The organism is Bacillus cereus group sp. N31 (assembly GCF_016483245.1).
GTDB classification, from domain to species: Bacteria; Bacillota; Bacilli; order Bacillales; family Bacillaceae_G; genus Bacillus_A; species Bacillus_A toyonensis.
Genome location: NZ_JAEHCH010000001.1, coordinates 215,685 through 232,599, shown reverse-complemented (window position 1 = coordinate 232,599; position 16,915 = coordinate 215,685). Strand labels below are relative to the sequence as shown.

Here is a 16,915-nt window from a genome sequence, read left to right as displayed (position 1 = left end):
CACCCGTTTTATCACTTTATCTACTATCATAATACAACTTTCCTCTTATGAATCTGACAATCGTGTGAACAACCGATTATTTTTTATATATTCTCCGTATGTAATAAAGGAGATTCAGTAAAACTAATAAAAAGCTCCCTACTTTATAATGATTATAAATTAATAACTCTATTTGTACGTTACCAAAAAAAGTCCTCATAATCAAGTGATGGAAACTATTCCATATAAATTATAACATCATCTTTCCTATCTTCTTTCATCATGAAGGAAAATATGTATGATTGTTCCAAAATATAGCACACACTTTCTCAATACAATGTATTTGACATTGTATTTATTTTTCGTTATATTGGTTTTACAAAATTAAATTGTGCACAATTTAAAAAGAAAGGAGTTATTCATGATAGAAGATTCTTTGCATCTAGATAACCAACTTTGTTTTTCTATTTACGCCTGTTCTAGAGAGGTTACACGTTTTTATCGACCGTATTTAGACGAAATGGGTATTACGTACCCTCAGTACATTACTTTACTTGTACTATGGGAACAAGACGGACTAACAGTAAAAGAAATTGGAGAACGTCTATTTCTAGATTCCGGCACGTTAACACCTATGCTAAAACGGATGGAATCATTAAACCTTGTAAAACGTGTTCGTTCAAAAGAAGATGAGCGAAAAGTTTGTATTGAATTAACAGAACAAGGTAAAGATTTAAAAGAAAAGGCTTGTTCATTACCGAAAACGATGGCTACAAATTTAGGAATTAGAGAGCAAGAGTATCGTTCTTTATTAACCCAATTAAATAAACTAATTGAAACAATGAAAACAATAAATGATAGAAAAGGGGAATAAACATGGATAAATTATATACTGCTTCAGTAACAGCAACAGGTGGAAGAAACGGGAAAGTAGTTTCAGATGATGGCATATTAAATCTTGATGTAAAAATGCCGAAAGCATTAGGTGGTGCTGGCGGGGAAGCAACAAACCCTGAGCAACTATTTGCCGCTGGTTATGCCGCTTGTTTTGATAGTGCATTGCAACTTGTCATTCGTACAAAACGAGTGAAAGTGGAAAGTACAGAAGTAACTGCTCACGTTTCTATCGGAAAAGATACAGATGGTGGTTTCGGACTATCTGCTGTACTTGACGTACATGTCGCTGGCGTTTCTCATGCCGAAGCACAAGAACTTGTAGAAGCCGCTCACGGTGTATGTCCGTACTCTAAAGCAACACGAGGGAATATTGAAGTAACATTAAACGTACGCTAAAAATTTATACAAACAAAAAACGCGCGACATTCGTCACGCGTTTTTTGTTTTTGTCATTTTATGAATTGCCTTCCACGCTTCTTCTTTTCCAAGTCCTGTTTCAGAAGAGAATAGAACGATTTCATCGCCAATTTCAACAGCAAGCGTTTCTTTTACAACTTTTAAATGCTTTTGCCATTTCCCTTTCGGAATTTTATCGGCTTTCGTCGCAATAATAATTGTTGGAATTTCATAATGCTTTAAGAAATCATACATCATCACATCATCGTTTGTTGGTTGGTGACGTAAATCTACTACTAATACAGCTGCATCTAATTGCTCACGTGTTGTAAAGTACGTTTCAATCATCTTGCCCCATGCTGCACGTTCCGTTTTAGATACTTTCGCATATCCATAACCTGGAACGTCAACAAAATGCATCATTTCATTGATTAAGAAAAAGTTCAGCGTTTGCGTTTTTCCTGGTTTAGAAGAAATACGTACTAACTTTTTACGATTTAAAATTTTATTAATGAAGGAAGACTTCCCGACATTTGAACGACCTGCTAATGCAATTTCTGGTAAATCACTGTCTGGATATTGTTCTGGTTTAACAGCACTAATTACAATATCTGCTTTTGTTACTTTCATTGTTTCACTCCTACTAATGCGTGCTCCAATACTTCGTCTAAATGAGATGCAAGCACAAACGTAAGATTTTCTTTTACGCTTTCTGGAATATCATCTAAATCTTTCTCGTTCTCTGCTGGCAAAATAATTTTTGTTAAGCCTGCGCGATGAGCACTTAATGTTTTTTCTTTCAATCCACCAATTGGTAATACACGGCCACGAAGTGTAATTTCACCTGTCATACCAACTTCTTTACTTACAGGAATACCTGTTAGTGCAGAAATAAGTGCCGTTGCCATCGTAATACCTGCTGACGGTCCATCTTTTGGAACTGCTCCTTCTGGAACGTGAATATGAATATCATTTTTCTCATGGAAATTTGGATCAATATGAAGCTCTTCGGCACGAGAACGAATATAGCTAAACGCAGCTTGTGCTGATTCTTTCATAACATCCCCAAGTTTCCCTGTTAAAATTAATTTCCCTTTACCTGGCGCTACGGACACTTCAATTGCAAGTGTATCGCCGCCCGCTGCTGTATAAGCTAACCCGGTTGCCATTCCGACTTGGTCTGTTTTCTCTGCTTGCCCATAACGGAATATGTGTTTACCAAGTAAATCTACAATATTTTTCTCTGTCACAACAATACGTTTACGTTCCGCTGTAACGATAATTTTCGCTGCTTTACGACAAACTTTTGCAATTTGGCGCTCTAGCGTACGAACACCAGCCTCACGTGTATAATAACGAATAATTTCAAGAAGCGCTTCATCACGTACTTGTAAATTACCTTTTCGTAAGCCATGCTCTTTTAATTGTTTCGGCAATAAATGCTCTCGAGCAATGTGCACCTTTTCCAGTTCTGTATACCCAGCAATCGAAATAATTTCCATACGGTCAAGTAATGGACCCGGAATACTTGAAAGTGTATTAGCGGTTGCTACAAACATAACTTTCGATAGATCATATGGTTCTTCAATGTAATGATCACTGAAGTTATGATTTTGTTCTGGATCTAACACTTCAAGTAATGCTGCTGATGGATCGCCACGGAAATCGTTAGACATTTTATCAATCTCATCTAATAAGAAGACTGGATTAACTGTTTTCGCCTTTTTCATACCTTGAATAATGCGTCCCGGCATTGCTCCAACGTATGTACGACGGTGACCACGAATTTCAGATTCATCACGCACACCACCAAGGGATACACGGACAAAATTACGATTTAATGATGTCGCAATTGAACGAGCTAACGAAGTTTTCCCGACCCCTGGAGGGCCTACTAAACAAAGGATAGGTCCTTTTAATGAGTTCGTCAATTTTTGTACAGCTAAATATTCAAGCACTCGCTCTTTTACTTTTTCAAGACCGTAATGATCTTTGTTTAAAATCTCTTCAGAATGAACAAGATCAATCATATCCTCTGTCGCTTCTGTCCACGGAAGTGCTAATAACCAATCAATATAATTGCGAATAACACCGCTCTCCGCAGAACTTGCTGGTAGCTTTTCATAACGATCTAATTCTTTCAGTGCAGCCTTCGTTGTTTCTTCAGGCATTCCTGACTGTTCAATTTTCTCACGAAGTTCTTCAACTTCCCCGCCCTTACCTTCTTTATCGCCAAGTTCAGTTTGAATCGCCTTCATTTGCTCACGTAAGAAATATTCTTTTTGCGTGCGTTCCATTGAACGTTTCACTTTTTGTCCAATCTTCTTTTCTAAACTAAGTAACTCTTGTTCATCTTGAATAATTGAAATAAGTGTATGTAATCGTTCTTTCACAGATACAATCTCTAAAATTTCTTGTTTCTGTTTCGTTTTAATTGGCAAGTGAGAAGCAATTAAATCAGCTAGTCTTCCTGGTTCTTCTACATCAGCTACCGTTGCAAATGTTTCATTTGATACTTTTTTCGAAACTTTAATATATTGTTCGAAATGCTCCAGTAACGTACGCATAAGAGCTTTCTCTTCTAAATCATCTTCCACTTCTTCAGTTACCGTTTTAATAGAAACTTGTACTACATTTTCTTCCTCGATAAACTCTACTACTTCTGCTCTATGTAAACCTTCTACAAGGACACGAAGCGTACCGTTCGGCAATTTTAACATTTGCTTCACTTTCGCCACTGTACCTACACTATATATGTCATCTTCTTTCGGATCATCGATATTCATTTCTTTTTGCATCGCTAAAAAGATGATATTTTCATCCATTGCCGCCTGCTCTAGTGCCTGTATCGATTTATCACGTCCTACATCAAGATGCAGAACCATCGTTGGATATACGAGAACGCCTCTTAATGGTAGGAGGGGTACGATTCTTTCATTCGTATTCATACTAGACATAGCACCTCCATAATAAATTAAACTCCTGTTCAACTATTTTATATTACAATACATCTAGATGCAATTGCAGAGATTCTGAGCAATTGTAAATCCCTTGTTTTTTCTCCCTTATGAAAAGAAAAAAAGACTCCGCTTAAGCATACAAACTTAAACGAAGTCTGGCAAATTTTATTATCATTCATTCTCACATGGATTGTGCATCTGTTTCGTCTACAGTAGTATGTACATCAAGCTCTCGATGCATATTTTCCTGCATAAATGTTAGCTCAAATACTTCTTTTAACTTACGAACAGGAATGATTTCAATTCCCTTTATTGTGTACAAAAACGGTTGCATGTTTTCAGCAGGAATAATGACTTTCTTAGCTCCTGCTTTTTTCGCAGCCTTTATTTTTGCGTATACACCACCAATAGGCTTCACTTCTCCATGTATACTTATTTCACCCGTCATCGCCACTTCATTATTCACATATGTACGATGCACGGCTGAGTAAACACCCGTTGCCATAGCAATCCCTGCAGAAGGACCATCGATCGGGATACCACCTGGAAAATTAATATGTATATCGTACCCTTCTGGCAACACATCTAAAGAACGAAGTACTGTTAATACATTATCTACAGAACCTTTCGCCATACTTTTACGACGAATTGATTTCGTTTGGCTACCAATACTTTCCTCTTCTACAATACCGGTAACATTTACCGACCCTTTATCTTTCGCCGTGATTGCTGTTACTTCTATTTCTAATAACGCTCCTGTATTCGGTCCGTATACAGCAAGTCCGTTTACAAGACCGATCCTCGGAATAGGGTAAATACGTTTTTCATATTTCGGTGCAAGCTGACTTGAATGAACAACCCACTCTATATCTTCATCTTTAATGAAAGAACGTTCTTCATTTATCGCCATACCAGCAGAGATTTGCACGAGATTAATTGCTTCTCGTCCATTCCTTGCATACATACCAATCATTTCAATACCGTTCTCACCGATTTGCATTTCCACTTTGTCGGCTGCATTCTTCGCTACTTTTTGAATTTCTTCTGTATCTAGCTCACGGAAAAATACCTCTAAGCAACGAGACCGAATAGCAGGTGGAATTTCCTCTGGTGAACGTGTTGTCGCTCCAACTAAGCGGAAATCTGCTGGTAAACCTTTTTGAAAAATATCATGTATATACGTTGGAATCATCGTATTCTCTTCACTATAGTACGCACTTTCTAAAAATACTTTTCGATCTTCTAACACCTTTAACATTTTGTTCATTTGAATCGGATGTAGTTCACCAATTTCATCAATAAACAAAATACCACCATGTGCATCTGTTACTGCGCCTTTTTTCGGTTGTGGAATACCTGCTTGCCCCATCGCACCAGCACCTTGATAAATCGGATCATGAACCGAGCCAATTAAAGGATCTGCAATACCACGTTCATCAAACCGAGCTGTCGTCGCATCAAGTTCGATAAATGTTGCATTCGTACGAAATGGAGATTTCGGATTTCGTTTCGCCTCTTCTAATACAAGACGCGCTGCCGCTGTCTTTCCGACACCTGGCGGGCCATATATGATTACATGTTGCGGATTCGGACCACAAAGAGCCGCTTTTAACGACTTAATCCCGTCTTCTTGCCCTACAATATCTAAAAAGGATGTAGGGCGCACCTTTTCCGCAAGCGGCTCTGTTAGAGAAATCTCACGCATTTTACGAAGCTGTTCTAATTCTTTTTTTGATTCTCGATCAATTGAAACTTTTTGTGTTCGCTGATTTCGAAGTAAGTGCCAAAAATATAATCCGACAATTACACCAAAAACAAGTTGAACAAGTAAAAATATATTTGTCCAGCTCATCATTTATTTCCTCCCGCAATGTTTTATCATTTAGTATTTCCGCGGAAGAACGTAGCTAAACATAAAGAAAAACAGCAATTATAAAAATTGCTGTTTCTCTTTCGCATTATGCAGATGTTTTTGTATCAAGTACAGTACCGTCTTGTAGCACCAATTTCGGTGGCTCATTATCAGCTACTGTTTCTTTCGTAAGAATACACTTCTCGATATCTTTGCGAGATGGAAGTTCAAACATTACATCAAGCATTAAGCCTTCAATAATAGAACGAAGTCCACGAGCACCTGTTTTACGTTCAATTGCTTTTTTCGCAATCTCAATCAGTGCGCCTTCTTCAAACTCTAACTCAACATCGTCAAGCTCCAACAGTTTTTGGAATTGCTTAACAAGTGCATTTTTCGGTTTCGTTAAAATATCAACAAGAGCATCTTCATCAAGTGGCTCTAGGTTCGCAATAACTGGAAGACGACCGATAAACTCTGGAATTAAACCAAATCTTAAAAGGTCCTCTGGTAATACGTGAGATAGAACATGCTTTTCATTTACATCAGCATTTTTCTTCTCTGAACCAAATCCAATTACTTTTTCACCAAGGCGACGTTTAATAATTGGCTCAATGCCATCAAACGCTCCACCACAAATGAATAGGATATTCGTTGTATCAATTTGAATGAATTCTTGATGCGGATGCTTACGACCACCTTGAGGTGGAACGCTTGCTACAGTACCTTCTAAAATTTTCAGAAGTGCCTGCTGTACACCTTCACCAGATACATCACGTGTAATTGATGGATTTTCGGACTTACGTGCCACTTTATCAATCTCATCAATATAAATAATTCCTTTTTCTGCTTTTTCTACATCATAATCAGCCGCTTGAATTAGTTTTAGTAAAATGTTTTCTACATCTTCCCCAACGTATCCAGCTTCTGTTAAAGATGTTGCGTCCGCGATTGCAAATGGAACATTTAAAATACGCGCTAATGTTTGTGCCAATAATGTTTTACCACTACCTGTTGGCCCAATAAGTGAAATATTACTCTTCGCTAATTCTACATCATCAATTTTGCTGTTAGAATTAATACGTTTGTAATGGTTATATACCGCTACCGCTAGTGCTTTTTTCGCGTTATCTTGTCCGATGACATACTCATCTAAGATTTCACGAATTTCTACCGGTTTCGGTACATCTTTGAATTCTACTTCTTCGTCCTTCGCAAGCTCCTCTTGTACAATTTCAGTACAAAGCTCGATACACTCGTCACAAATGTAAACACCTGGACCTGCAACTAACTTTCGAACTTGCGTTTGTGTTTTACCACAGAAAGAACATTTTAATTGCCCTTTTTCATCATTAAATTTAAACATATTTTCACACCCCTTACAAAGTGCTAACCTCTTGCCTTCGTATGTACACGATAAATGTATCGTATGTAAATACATATTATGTCACTACGTAGCGAGAAATACAAATAATATGACTAGTTATGTACAAATAAAAAGTTTTTAAAACTTTTGAAATATGTATATTCGACTTATAAAGGAACTTTTCCTTCTTCATCGAAAAGTTTTATAAATATATTTCTATATTTATAAAACAAGGCACGATTAAAATCGCGCCTTGTTATTTTATTATGCAGCGTTTTCTACTAAGAAGTCTACAGCTTTACGCACTTTAAGATCTTCAGATAAAGCGTCTGCGCTTCCAAGAGCTTGCTTGATAGCGTCTACTGGCATACCGTACATTTCAGCCATTTTTTCAACTTCTGCAGTTACTTCTTCTTCAGTAACTTCGATGTTTTCAGCTTCAATGATAGCTTCAAGAACAAGATTGATTCTTACACGTTTTTGTGCATCCTCTTTCATTTGCTCTTTTAATTTGTCAGCATCAGTACCTGTGAATTGGTAGTAAAGCTCAAGGTTCATACCTTGTTGGCTTAAACGTTGCTCGAATTCACGAACCATACGATCTAACTCAGTGTCGATCATAGCTTCTGGAATATCGATTTCAGCGTTAGCAGCAGCTAATTCTACTACTTCGTCACGTACTTTGTGCTCAGCTTCGTGCTTTTTGCCTTCTTCTAAGTTTGTACGAAGTTTTGTTTTTAATTCATCAAGAGTTGCAACTTCTTCGTCAGCCTCTTTAGCGAACTCGTCGTTTAACTCAGGAAGTTCTTTTGTTTTGATTTCGTGAATTGTTACTTTGAATGTTGCTGGTTTGCCAGCTAATTCAGCAGCATGGTACTCTTCTGGGAATGATACTTCAACGTCTTTAGACTCACCAGATTTAAGACCAATTACTTGCTCTTCGAAACCTGGGATGAAAGTACCAGAACCGATTGCAAGAGAATAGTTTTCGCCTTTTCCGCCTTCAAATGCTTCGCCATCAACGAAACCTTCGAAGTCGATTACAGCTGTATCACCATTTTCAATAGTTCCTTCTTCTTTAACAACTAGTTCAGCTTGACGCTCTTGTAAAGCTTTTACTTCATTCTCTACATCTTCGTCAGTTACAGTTGTTTCAACTTTTTCTACTGCTAAACCTTTGTACTCACCTAATTTAACTTCAGGTTTCACTGTAACTTTTGCAGTGAAGATAAGGTTAGCATTTTTTTCGAACTTCTCAATATCGATTTCAGGATGAGCAACTGGGAAGATACCAGCTTCATCGATTGCTTCACCGTATGCTTTTGGTAAGATGATATCTAAAGCATCTTGGTATAAAGATTCGATACCAAAGCGTTGTTCGAATAACGGACGAGGCATTTTTCCTTTACGGAAACCTGGTACGTTGATTGTTTTTACTACTTTTTTGAACGCAGCGTCGATAGAGTTGTTTACTTCTTTAGCATCAACTTCAATTGTTAAAACGCCTACGTTACCTTCTAATTTTTCCCATTTTGCAGCCATTTATTCTTTCCCTCCAACTATAATAATGTATGCACATACCTTTATAGATCAAAATATTCATTATCTCTCTTTCGAAATAATAAATGTACAAATAATCCTCTAGCAAATGCTTTCAGATATAATGTTCCAATCTACTAGTTGTCTAAAAGACAACTACGGTATATTTTGTTCGAGACTAATATGAAACATATTAAGTAAGAGAATTACACTTCTCTTCTCTTACAAACAGGCAGATTTCTGCCTTTTGCAACCCTTACATTATAACATAGAATATGCTCGTTTCAAGAACTGAACGATTCTTTTTCATAATTATACGGGCAAATATCCTTCTCTTTCAACACGCAATAACCATTGATAGGCAATATGAAACTCTTCTAATTCAATATTATATGCTGTCATAAGTTCTTCTTCATCAATAGCCAATCCGAAACGTTTTCTTCCAATTCTCTCTAAAACAGCAGCCCAAATCTCTACTTTATCCATTAATAGTGCAAATGGGAAAACGCTAATTTGTAATTCTTTCCAATATACAACCATCGCACTAAATATATCGGGATAATTTTGCTCCAATCGGCTTGATAATGTATGTATAATGTTATCGGATTGCTCCTCATTATGACCTGTAAATGCTGGAATCACTTTAACCCTATTTCCAAACTTTTCTACTTCTATCTCTTCTTCTACTTGATTTTCTATCATTTTATACAAAATAGAAGTTTTCAAATAAGGATGTTGCTTTTCGTCTATTAAAAATTTCTTTAAAACAGGTAATGCGAGATCCAAGTCTTTTAACGAAATCTGTTGAATCGCTCTCAGCTTTTGCCCAAAGTTTTCTCCAAAAATCTCCTTAGTAAATTCATCCAATTCGAAATTTGAATCAATTAGCGACGTGTCTTCTTCATTTAGCATACCTTCTGCAAATAAAGCGAGTTGCGCTAATTTTTCCTTTTGCTCAGGCATTATATCTTTCGTTCGCAAAACTTTTTCAACAGTTTCAATAACGCCTTCATAATCATTTGTTTGAACTAAAATCGTCACATACGTTTCAAGAATATCACCAAATAAGACAGCTCCTGTTTCAAGCAACTGTTCACATTTGTCTTTCGCTTCTTCCATACGTTTTAATTCCAGCAAACAAATAACGGAAGCTAATTCCGTTTGTTCCGTTTCTGCATTATACTGACGTAATATTTCAAAGCAGCGCAATGCATCTTCGAATTCCCGCTCTTTCAGCGCTAAAAAGCCTTCATCAATATAGCGTTCTGATAGTTGCGGAAACAATACGACCGTATTTTCTTTTTTATCCATACGTCCGCCTCTTTTTCTAGATTTTAATGATCTTCAAAGTAAATATATCAAATGCGTAATAAGAACACAACAATCTAAAACCTTTTGTTTGAAATATAAAAATATTCTATTTTTATATTTCAATACAGCTAAATCTTTATTAAAAAATCAAAATTATACAAATAAAAATCCTCAGCAACAGACGCAGAGGATTCATCATTAATGGAAAGCTTTTATAATTGTGGGGTATATTACAAGGGTAATAATTTGGAGAACAATAATTGCCATAACAATCATGCTAAAATAGAAGATTGGCTTACTTCGCTTCATTAAAAACATAATAATAAGCATCGTGCAAGCAAACAAACTTAAGAAAAACAAACTCGTTGTCGAACTAAGTATACCACTCGGGACAAAGAACAATAACACTACACTACAAGTACCTATAATTCCAAATAACCATTCCATTCATTCACTCATTCCCTTTCCCTCTCATGGTAGTTTTTTTTACTAAGCGATTAAATGTTTTACAACATCAACTACATACGTTAATTTCTCATACGCTACAAATCCAAAAGCAACTGTTAAGCCTGTTACAACTAATCCCTTCATCATTTCTTCCTCCTCGTTTTATCGTTGTTACCTTCATTATAAAAGATTAGCAAATTCTTACCATCGAACTACCTTACAGTTACCTTACAGAATTGTAAGATTTCAAAAGGGTTAGAAAAACACCTCCTATCGCTTGAGGTGCTTTCATGGAATTTCTCTATAATCACTTGCAACATTAACTTTTTCTCTTGATAATTTTTCGGAGAATCAACTCTCAAACTAATGGATTTATTAAATAATTTAGGATCGAAATAATATTCGTTATTTTTCTTAACTTACCTTCAAATATTTTCGCCTTACAAGAAAACATTTTGTTAAAATCATGTTAATATATTTTTGTATAATTAAGAATTTAAAAGGGGGATTATATATGTTTAAAAAAATGGCTGCAGATGTATTAGGACTAAGCGATGTAGGGTCTGTCATTACACCGAAAGATTACGATAAGGTTGATGCTGATGATTACGTGATGCATGAAGATGGAGAGAAAATTTATTTTCTAATTAAATCAAAATCAGATGAATATTGTTTCACAAACAAAGGATTAATCCACCTAGATGGCACAAGCGCAACAAGTAAAAAACGTACACTACGCCGCTTTAGCTATAGTAAATATCAAATTAAAAACGTAGCACTTGAAACTGCCGGAACGATTGATTTAGATGTAGAAATTAAGTTTCAAATGGGAGATGAGCATTATTCAATTGATGTTCATAAAAAACACATTGAAGAATTAAAAGATTTATATAAGGCTTTACTTAAAATAGAAGAAATTTCATACGACAACGATATTACATTGCAGTATGCACATAAAAGTCTAGATATGGCATCTAACGCTTTTAGCCGTATCTCAAATGCACAAGTAAATTTAGCAGAGCAATTTAAAGAGATGAATGAAATCGCCTTTAACTGGCTCGTTGATACGAAAAAACAATATAATGTGAAAGATTATGGTTTTGTCTTTGAGAAGTTTATTAATAACTAAACAAAAAACCTTGTTATCAAAAGATAACAAGGTTTTTTTAGCGTCCCAGGAGAGGTTCGAACTCTCGGCCCGCTCATTTCCGTACTATTTTATATATTTTGATCGCAGTCTTAATATATCTTCCTCTTCGCGAATGCCTGCCGATCCCTTCCTCACATTTTTTACGACAGTCCAATTCGGGTTAGTTTCATCACCGATGTTCTGTATTGTAAAGTTGCCGTCACCATATTTCCGTTGACCTTCTGCCAATTTCTCCGTTAAATCATTCTCTTTTGCTCTCGCCATCTTTGCGCCATCTCCCTTTTTTATACAACCTTCTTAAACTGTCCAACCAATCACACGTCCAGTCAATTGGAGATTCTCGTTTTCCGCTTCTATTAATTGTAACACACTGTCGGGGATAAGTTCCGATAAGGGGTGCTCAATCGTACTAGAATGATAAAAAGTTTTATAACACTCTAAGTGAACAATTGGGATAATATAGATATGGATTTAAGTTCCATCATAAGCCTATTGATTCTTTAAATTAAACAAGAGAAATAGAGCGCATAAATGGCGCTCTTTTCTTAATGCACTTTAATCTGTTGTATATAATAATTATTATATGTTACGTTATATTTTTTACACCTCTTGCACATACATCAATTTTTAGACAAACAAAAAACCTTGTTATCAAAAGATAACAAGGTTTTCTTAGCGTCCCAGGAGAGATTCGAACTCCCGACCGTACGCTTAGAAGGCGTATGCTCTATCCGGCTGAGCTACTGGGACATGGAGCGGGTGAAGAGAATCGAACTCTCGACCAGAGCTTGGAAGGCTCTTGTTTTACCACTAAACTACACCCGCATATGTTATTTTATTTTTCTTCGTTAGCGCTGTTGCCCTATCGACAATATTTATTATATGTATATCCATACATAAAGTCAACACCTTTTTTAAAAGAGGATAAATTTTCTTATCCTCTTTTAAAAACTGCTTGTTCAACTAGTTGTCCGTCTAATGTTTCAAAGCGAACATCTATATGTTTTTCATTCATTTCTAATAAGGCAAATGTCTTTTCTACACGCTGACGTGGTAATAAAATACTTCCTGGATTGATAAATAAAACTCCATCAATAAATTCCGCACCTAATACGTGAGAATGTCCGAAGCATGCAACTTGTGCCCCCACTTCTTCTGCATAGTACGCTAACGTTTGTAAAGTCATTTTCACGTTATGACGATGTCCATGCACAACTAAGAAGCGAATGCCATCTACGTCAGTTACAATTTCATCTTGAAAGTTAGCATAATCACAATTTCCTTTTACAACATGGAAACCTTGCAGTTCTTCATGAGCAGGCGTTAACTCCGAATCACCACAATGGATCATGACATCTACTTTCCCTTCATATTTCTCTTTTAACTGCTGTAATTCCTTCACAGAGCTATGACTATCGCTTACGATTAAAGCTTTCATCAATCTCTCTCCCTCATTCTCCTAAAAACCATTCCGGAATTTTTTCTTCTAACTTACGAAGAGCACGTCCGCGGTGACTAATGGCATTTTTCTCATCTGAACTTAGTTCTGCCATCGCTTTTTTATATTCTTCTACATAAAAGATTGGATCATATCCAAAGCCGTTTTCCCCGCGGCGCTGTTCTAAAATGTACCCTTCACACGTTCCATTCACAATGACCGGTTCTTTATCCGCTTCTGGGAATGCAACTGCTAATGCACAGTAGAAACGCGCTTTACGTTTTTCAAAGTCAATTCCATTTAATTCTTGTAACACTTTATCCATGTTCGCTTGATCGTCTTTCGGCTCTCCTGCAAACCGAGCTGAATACACGCCTGGTTTTCCGTTCAAAGCATCTACGATCAGACCTGAATCATCCGCAATTACGATAGAATCCAACTGTCTACTCAAACTATCTGCTTTTAAGATTGCATTTTCTTCAAACGTTTCACCAGTTTCTTCGACTTCTTCAATATGAGGAAAATCGTGTAATGATTTCACTTCTAAATCAAAGCGCTCAAATAACTCAGCAAACTCACGCACTTTCCCCATATTTTTTGTCGCAACAACAACTTGTTTCATATTTTCCACCTCTACTCTATATGAGATACGATGTCACCTAACGCTTCTTTTTGCATGTCAATTAGTTGGAAAATGCCTTGTTCCGCAGCATCAAGTAGTTCATTTAACTGTGTTCTGCTAAACGTCGCTTCTTCTCCAGTTCCTTGCACTTCGACAAACTGACCTTTTCCAGTCATAATCACGTTCATATCAACGTCCGCTTTAGAATCTTCTGCATAGTTTAAATCTAAAACAACACCTTGCTCTTCCACAATTCCCACTGACGTTGCTGCTAAATAATCTTTTACTGGAATTTTAGATACTTTTTCTGCTTGTAATAACTTCTCAAACGCTAATACCATCGCTACATATGCACCTGTAATAGAAGCTGTTCTCGTTCCACCATCTGCTTGAATAACATCACAGTCAATCCAAACTGTTCTCTCGCCAAGTGCTTCTAAGTCAACTACCGCACGTAATGCTCGTCCAATTAAACGCTGGATTTCCATTGTACGTCCAGTTACTTTCCCCTTACTTGACTCCCTGATTGTACGTTGTTCTGTTGCACGCGGAATCATCGCGTATTCAGCTGTTACCCAGCCCTTTCCTTCCCCGCGCATAAACGGTGGGACACGCTCTTCAATTGTCGCTGAGCAAATTACCTTTGTATCCCCAACTTCAATTAATACTGATCCTTCTGGGTGTTTTAAATAATTCGTATGAATATGTATATGGCGTAATTCTGTTTTCTCTCTACCATCTACTCGCATAAAAATAACCTCCTCATAACTACTTGTTAGTATAGCCAAATTTAAATGTATGATATGTATACAATAAAAGAAGGGGAACCCAAAAAGCAATTCCCCTTTCTTACTTAAGTATATCAAATTATCCACGATTAAAAACTACCTGTATTCACGTTTTCTGGACGATCTACAGGTTTTATTAACTTTCCGCCCTTTTCATCTATAAGATTTGCTTTACCATTTACCTCAATAGAAACACTTTTTACGCCTTTCTTTTCTGTCAAAGATAAAACTAACGACTTCAATACGTAATTTGAAACCATATTTTTATCTGGGTTTACAAATATATTTTCATTAAAGTTTAATGTAAGATTTCCGTCTTGCAATTTTGGATTCGTAATAAGCTTAACTCCTGGGTTAAAATCATTCAGGAGCGATTGATGAATCGGTCCTTTTACAAGTTCATCTATAATGGTTGCATAATCATTTTCTTTTCCCTCTACAACGCGGCGTGTTACCGGTACATAATATTGCTGCTTATCATTATTTTGCGCCATAAAGTAAAGCGTAACTGGTTTTGTATTTGTTACATCTGCTACTTGTTCATCATCAAAGTTAATACCATTCGCACGACTCACCCCTTCTCCAAGCGGTGTACCCGCGACAGGCATCTTCGCTAACTTTTCACCATTTATCTGAAACTGCACTTGTTTTATTTCTTTAAATTGAGTCAAAGTCCACGCTACTGACTCAACAATTTGACGCTCTTCTTCTTTTGCATAGTTTTTCATTTCTTTAGAGAAATCAATTACTGCTGTCCCATCTTTTTTCAAATCTAGAGTCATCGATGTATTTGCTGGAATGACTGCACGGAACCCATTCGGTAATAACTCAGTTACCGGCCCATCTTTCACAAGGTATTCTAGCGTTTGCTGTATTACTTCATTCGCTTTCGGAGTAGGCATTGCGATTGTTTGCGGTACAACATATCCATTTTTATCAACTAAGTATATTTCTCTATTTATCGTTTGCCCTTGTTTATTTTTAGCCGTCCCTTTCTTTTCACCATCTGTATACGTAACTTTTTTTGGTGGATCAATTTGTTCGGTCGCTTTCTCCTGATTTATGAAGCCGCACCCTGTTAATAAAACAGCACTTACCGTAGCACCAATAACCCATTTAAAAGTGGATTTAGGCATGCCTTCCCCCCCTAAAAACTAAGTTTGTACTATTATGTATACGAGCTATTTCACGATTTAGAACAAGCTGTGCTTCTTATAAAGTGAAACTTTAATCAGCATGGTCTTACTGCCCGGCAAATAGCGGGATAAACAAAAAACCCCTGATTTCTCAGGGGTTCACTTATATGAATTCTATTATTATTCTTCTAAATGAATATGCTTCACATTTTCAATCGGCTGACCGAACCATTTTGATGCAATTTCTTTAAATAGGCCTATTTTCCCTGTTGTTAAGAAGAGATGATCACTTTGTTCCTCTCCCTCATTCAACATTTTACTATGATATAAAATTGTACTTACTTCACGCGCTGTTTCATCACCAGAACTAATTAGTTGCACTTTATCTCCCATTACCTTTTTAATAACAGGACCTAAAATTGGATAATGTGTACAACCTAAAATAAGTGTATCAATATCGGTATTTTTCAGCGGTTGCAATGTTTCTCTTACAACTTCATACGCCATTTCACTTTCGAAATTCCCACTTTCTACAAGTTCGACGAAAGGCGGACATGCTAAACTTTCTACCATAACACGGTTATTAATAGACTTTAACGCTTCTTCGTATGCACCACTTTTCACCGTTCCAATCGTACCAATAATCCCAACATGATACGTATTTGTCACTTTTAAAGCTGTACGTGATCCTGGGTGAATAACTCCCACTACCGGAATTGGTAATTGTTTCTGCATTTCTTCTAATACAACCGCAGTTGCTGTATTACACGCAATAACTAACATCTTGATATTTAAATCTAGTAAATGCTCCGTCATTTCCCACGTAAATTGACGCACTTCTTCTCGAGAACGTGGACCATAAGGGCAACGCGCTGTATCCCCTAAATATATAATACGCTCTTTCGGCAACTGACGAATTAATTCCTTCGCTACAGTTAAACCACCAACTCCTGAATCGATAACACCGATTGCTCTATTCAACTTCATCACCCGTTTTCTCATTCATCATCTTATTTTATCATTATATTTTACAC

16 protein-coding genes, 2 tRNA genes and 1 pseudogene are annotated in these 16,915 nt (G+C 36.6%); 3 read left to right on the top strand and 16 right to left on the bottom strand.

Annotation, left to right across the window (positions count from 1 at the left end; translation table 11 throughout):
* The first annotated feature begins 400 nt into the window (after nt 1–400).
* Complete coding sequence (locus JDS81_RS01255; protein ID WP_097952338.1) at nt 401–853, top strand: MarR family winged helix-turn-helix transcriptional regulator; 453 nt, start codon at nt 401–403, stop codon at nt 851–853.
* 2 nt (nt 854–855) lie between these two features.
* Nucleotides 856–1,272, top strand: coding sequence for an organic hydroperoxide resistance protein (locus JDS81_RS01250; RefSeq protein WP_000359777.1), 417 nt, complete (start codon nt 856–858; stop codon nt 1,270–1,272).
* Between the two features lie 33 nt (nt 1,273–1,305).
* Here JDS81_RS01250 and ysxC read toward each other — a convergent pair whose 3' ends face one another.
* The 8 genes and pseudogenes from ysxC to JDS81_RS31185 form a co-directional block, all read right to left on the bottom strand.
* Nucleotides 1,306–1,902, bottom strand: coding sequence for a ribosome biogenesis GTP-binding protein YsxC (gene ysxC / locus JDS81_RS01245; protein WP_000869123.1), 597 nt, complete (start codon nt 1,900–1,902; stop codon nt 1,306–1,308).
* Nucleotides 1,899–4,229 carry an endopeptidase La gene (gene lon / locus JDS81_RS01240; RefSeq protein ID WP_000097313.1) on the bottom strand — a complete coding sequence of 777 codons (2,331 nt, stop codon included), beginning with the start codon at nt 4,227–4,229 and terminating at the stop codon, nt 1,899–1,901. Before lon ends, ysxC begins: the two co-directional genes overlap by 4 nt.
* Nucleotides 4,230–4,413: 184 nt before the next feature.
* Nucleotides 4,414–6,084: an ATP-dependent protease LonB gene (gene lonB, locus JDS81_RS01235; protein WP_033657339.1), complete on the bottom strand. Its 1,671-nt coding sequence runs from the start codon at nt 6,082–6,084 to the stop codon at nt 4,414–4,416.
* 106 nt (nt 6,085–6,190) lie between these two features.
* Complete coding sequence (gene clpX / locus JDS81_RS01230) at nt 6,191–7,450, bottom strand: ATP-dependent protease ATP-binding subunit ClpX (RefSeq protein ID WP_000472286.1); 1,260 nt, start codon at nt 7,448–7,450, stop codon at nt 6,191–6,193.
* 264 nt (nt 7,451–7,714) lie between these two features.
* On the bottom strand, nt 7,715–8,992 hold the full coding sequence (gene tig, locus JDS81_RS01225; RefSeq protein ID WP_000729257.1) for a trigger factor: 1,278 nt from the start codon (nt 8,990–8,992) through the stop codon (nt 7,715–7,717).
* A 309-nt stretch (nt 8,993–9,301) separates the two neighbouring features.
* Nucleotides 9,302–10,300: a hypothetical protein gene (locus tag JDS81_RS01220; protein WP_000358251.1), complete on the bottom strand. Its 999-nt coding sequence runs from the start codon at nt 10,298–10,300 to the stop codon at nt 9,302–9,304.
* 198 nt (nt 10,301–10,498) lie between these two features.
* The gene (locus JDS81_RS01215; protein WP_001983650.1) at nt 10,499–10,747 is read right to left on the bottom strand and encodes a hypothetical protein; all 249 of its coding nucleotides are present in this window, start codon (nt 10,745–10,747) and stop codon (nt 10,499–10,501) included.
* A gap of 288 nt (nt 10,748–11,035) precedes the next feature.
* Nucleotides 11,036–11,148, bottom strand: a pseudogene (locus tag JDS81_RS31185) (group I intron-associated PD-(D/E)XK endonuclease); the annotation flags it as partial.
* Between the two features lie 113 nt (nt 11,149–11,261).
* On the opposite strand from JDS81_RS31185, the gene JDS81_RS01210 reads away from it, so the two are divergent.
* Nucleotides 11,262–11,876 carry a PH domain-containing protein gene (locus JDS81_RS01210; protein ID WP_000473869.1) on the top strand — a complete coding sequence of 205 codons (615 nt, stop codon included), beginning with the start codon at nt 11,262–11,264 and terminating at the stop codon, nt 11,874–11,876.
* 84 nt (nt 11,877–11,960) lie between these two features.
* Here JDS81_RS01210 and JDS81_RS01205 read toward each other — a convergent pair whose 3' ends face one another.
* From JDS81_RS01205 to racE, 8 genes are all read right to left on the bottom strand, one after another.
* On the bottom strand, nt 11,961–12,161 hold the full coding sequence (locus tag JDS81_RS01205; protein ID WP_000090056.1) for a hypothetical protein: 201 nt from the start codon (nt 12,159–12,161) through the stop codon (nt 11,961–11,963).
* Between the two features lie 412 nt (nt 12,162–12,573).
* Nucleotides 12,574–12,647, bottom strand: a tRNA-Arg gene (locus JDS81_RS01200).
* Between the two features lies 1 nt (nt 12,648).
* Nucleotides 12,649–12,722, bottom strand: a tRNA-Gly gene (locus tag JDS81_RS01195).
* Between the two features lie 109 nt (nt 12,723–12,831).
* Nucleotides 12,832–13,335, bottom strand: coding sequence for a metallophosphoesterase (locus JDS81_RS01190; protein ID WP_000645514.1), 504 nt, complete (start codon nt 13,333–13,335; stop codon nt 12,832–12,834).
* Nucleotides 13,336–13,348: 13 nt separating this feature from the next.
* On the bottom strand, nt 13,349–13,957 hold the full coding sequence (locus tag JDS81_RS01185; RefSeq protein WP_000815932.1) for an XTP/dITP diphosphatase: 609 nt from the start codon (nt 13,955–13,957) through the stop codon (nt 13,349–13,351).
* 11 nt (nt 13,958–13,968) lie between these two features.
* Nucleotides 13,969–14,706 carry a ribonuclease PH gene (gene rph / locus JDS81_RS01180; protein WP_001261767.1) on the bottom strand — a complete coding sequence of 246 codons (738 nt, stop codon included), beginning with the start codon at nt 14,704–14,706 and terminating at the stop codon, nt 13,969–13,971.
* A 128-nt stretch (nt 14,707–14,834) separates the two neighbouring features.
* Nucleotides 14,835–15,881, bottom strand: a complete 1,047-nt coding sequence (locus JDS81_RS01175) for a GerMN domain-containing protein (protein WP_097952334.1) — start codon at nt 15,879–15,881, stop codon at nt 14,835–14,837.
* Between the two features lie 180 nt (nt 15,882–16,061).
* Entirely contained in the window at nt 16,062–16,868 is an 807-nt protein-coding gene (racE, locus tag JDS81_RS01170; RefSeq protein ID WP_000773999.1) for a glutamate racemase, read from the bottom strand.
* Nucleotides 16,869–16,915: the final 47 nt, after the last annotated feature.

Excerpts from the sequence above, each read along its gene's own strand:
- racE (WP_000773999.1), bottom strand. The coding sequence starts at position 16,868 with ATGAAGTTGAATAGAGCAATCGGTGTTATCGATTCAGGAGTTGGTGGT.
- tig (WP_000729257.1), bottom strand. The coding sequence starts at position 8,992 with ATGGCTGCAAAATGGGAAAAATTAGAAGGTAACGTAGGCGTTTTAACA.
- JDS81_RS01220 (WP_000358251.1), bottom strand. The coding sequence starts at position 10,300 with ATGGATAAAAAAGAAAATACGGTCGTATTGTTTCCGCAACTATCAGAA.
- JDS81_RS01185 (WP_000815932.1), bottom strand. The coding sequence starts at position 13,957 with ATGAAACAAGTTGTTGTTGCGACAAAAAATATGGGGAAAGTGCGTGAG.
- lon (WP_000097313.1), bottom strand. The coding sequence starts at position 4,229 with ATGTCTAGTATGAATACGAATGAAAGAATCGTACCCCTCCTACCATTA.
- JDS81_RS01210 (WP_000473869.1), top strand. The coding sequence starts at position 11,262 with ATGTTTAAAAAAATGGCTGCAGATGTATTAGGACTAAGCGATGTAGGG.
- JDS81_RS01205 (WP_000090056.1), bottom strand. The coding sequence starts at position 12,161 with ATGGCGAGAGCAAAAGAGAATGATTTAACGGAGAAATTGGCAGAAGGT.
- JDS81_RS01255 (WP_097952338.1), top strand. The coding sequence starts at position 401 with ATGATAGAAGATTCTTTGCATCTAGATAACCAACTTTGTTTTTCTATT.
- JDS81_RS01215 (WP_001983650.1), bottom strand. The coding sequence starts at position 10,747 with ATGGAATGGTTATTTGGAATTATAGGTACTTGTAGTGTAGTGTTATTG.
- JDS81_RS01190 (WP_000645514.1), bottom strand. The coding sequence starts at position 13,335 with ATGAAAGCTTTAATCGTAAGCGATAGTCATAGCTCTGTGAAGGAATTA.
- JDS81_RS01250 (WP_000359777.1), top strand. The coding sequence starts at position 856 with ATGGATAAATTATATACTGCTTCAGTAACAGCAACAGGTGGAAGAAAC.
- ysxC (WP_000869123.1), bottom strand. The coding sequence starts at position 1,902 with ATGAAAGTAACAAAAGCAGATATTGTAATTAGTGCTGTTAAACCAGAA.
- rph (WP_001261767.1), bottom strand. The coding sequence starts at position 14,706 with ATGCGAGTAGATGGTAGAGAGAAAACAGAATTACGCCATATACATATT.
- lonB (WP_033657339.1), bottom strand. The coding sequence starts at position 6,084 with ATGAGCTGGACAAATATATTTTTACTTGTTCAACTTGTTTTTGGTGTA.
- JDS81_RS01175 (WP_097952334.1), bottom strand. The coding sequence starts at position 15,881 with ATGCCTAAATCCACTTTTAAATGGGTTATTGGTGCTACGGTAAGTGCT.
- clpX (WP_000472286.1), bottom strand. The coding sequence starts at position 7,450 with ATGTTTAAATTTAATGATGAAAAAGGGCAATTAAAATGTTCTTTCTGT.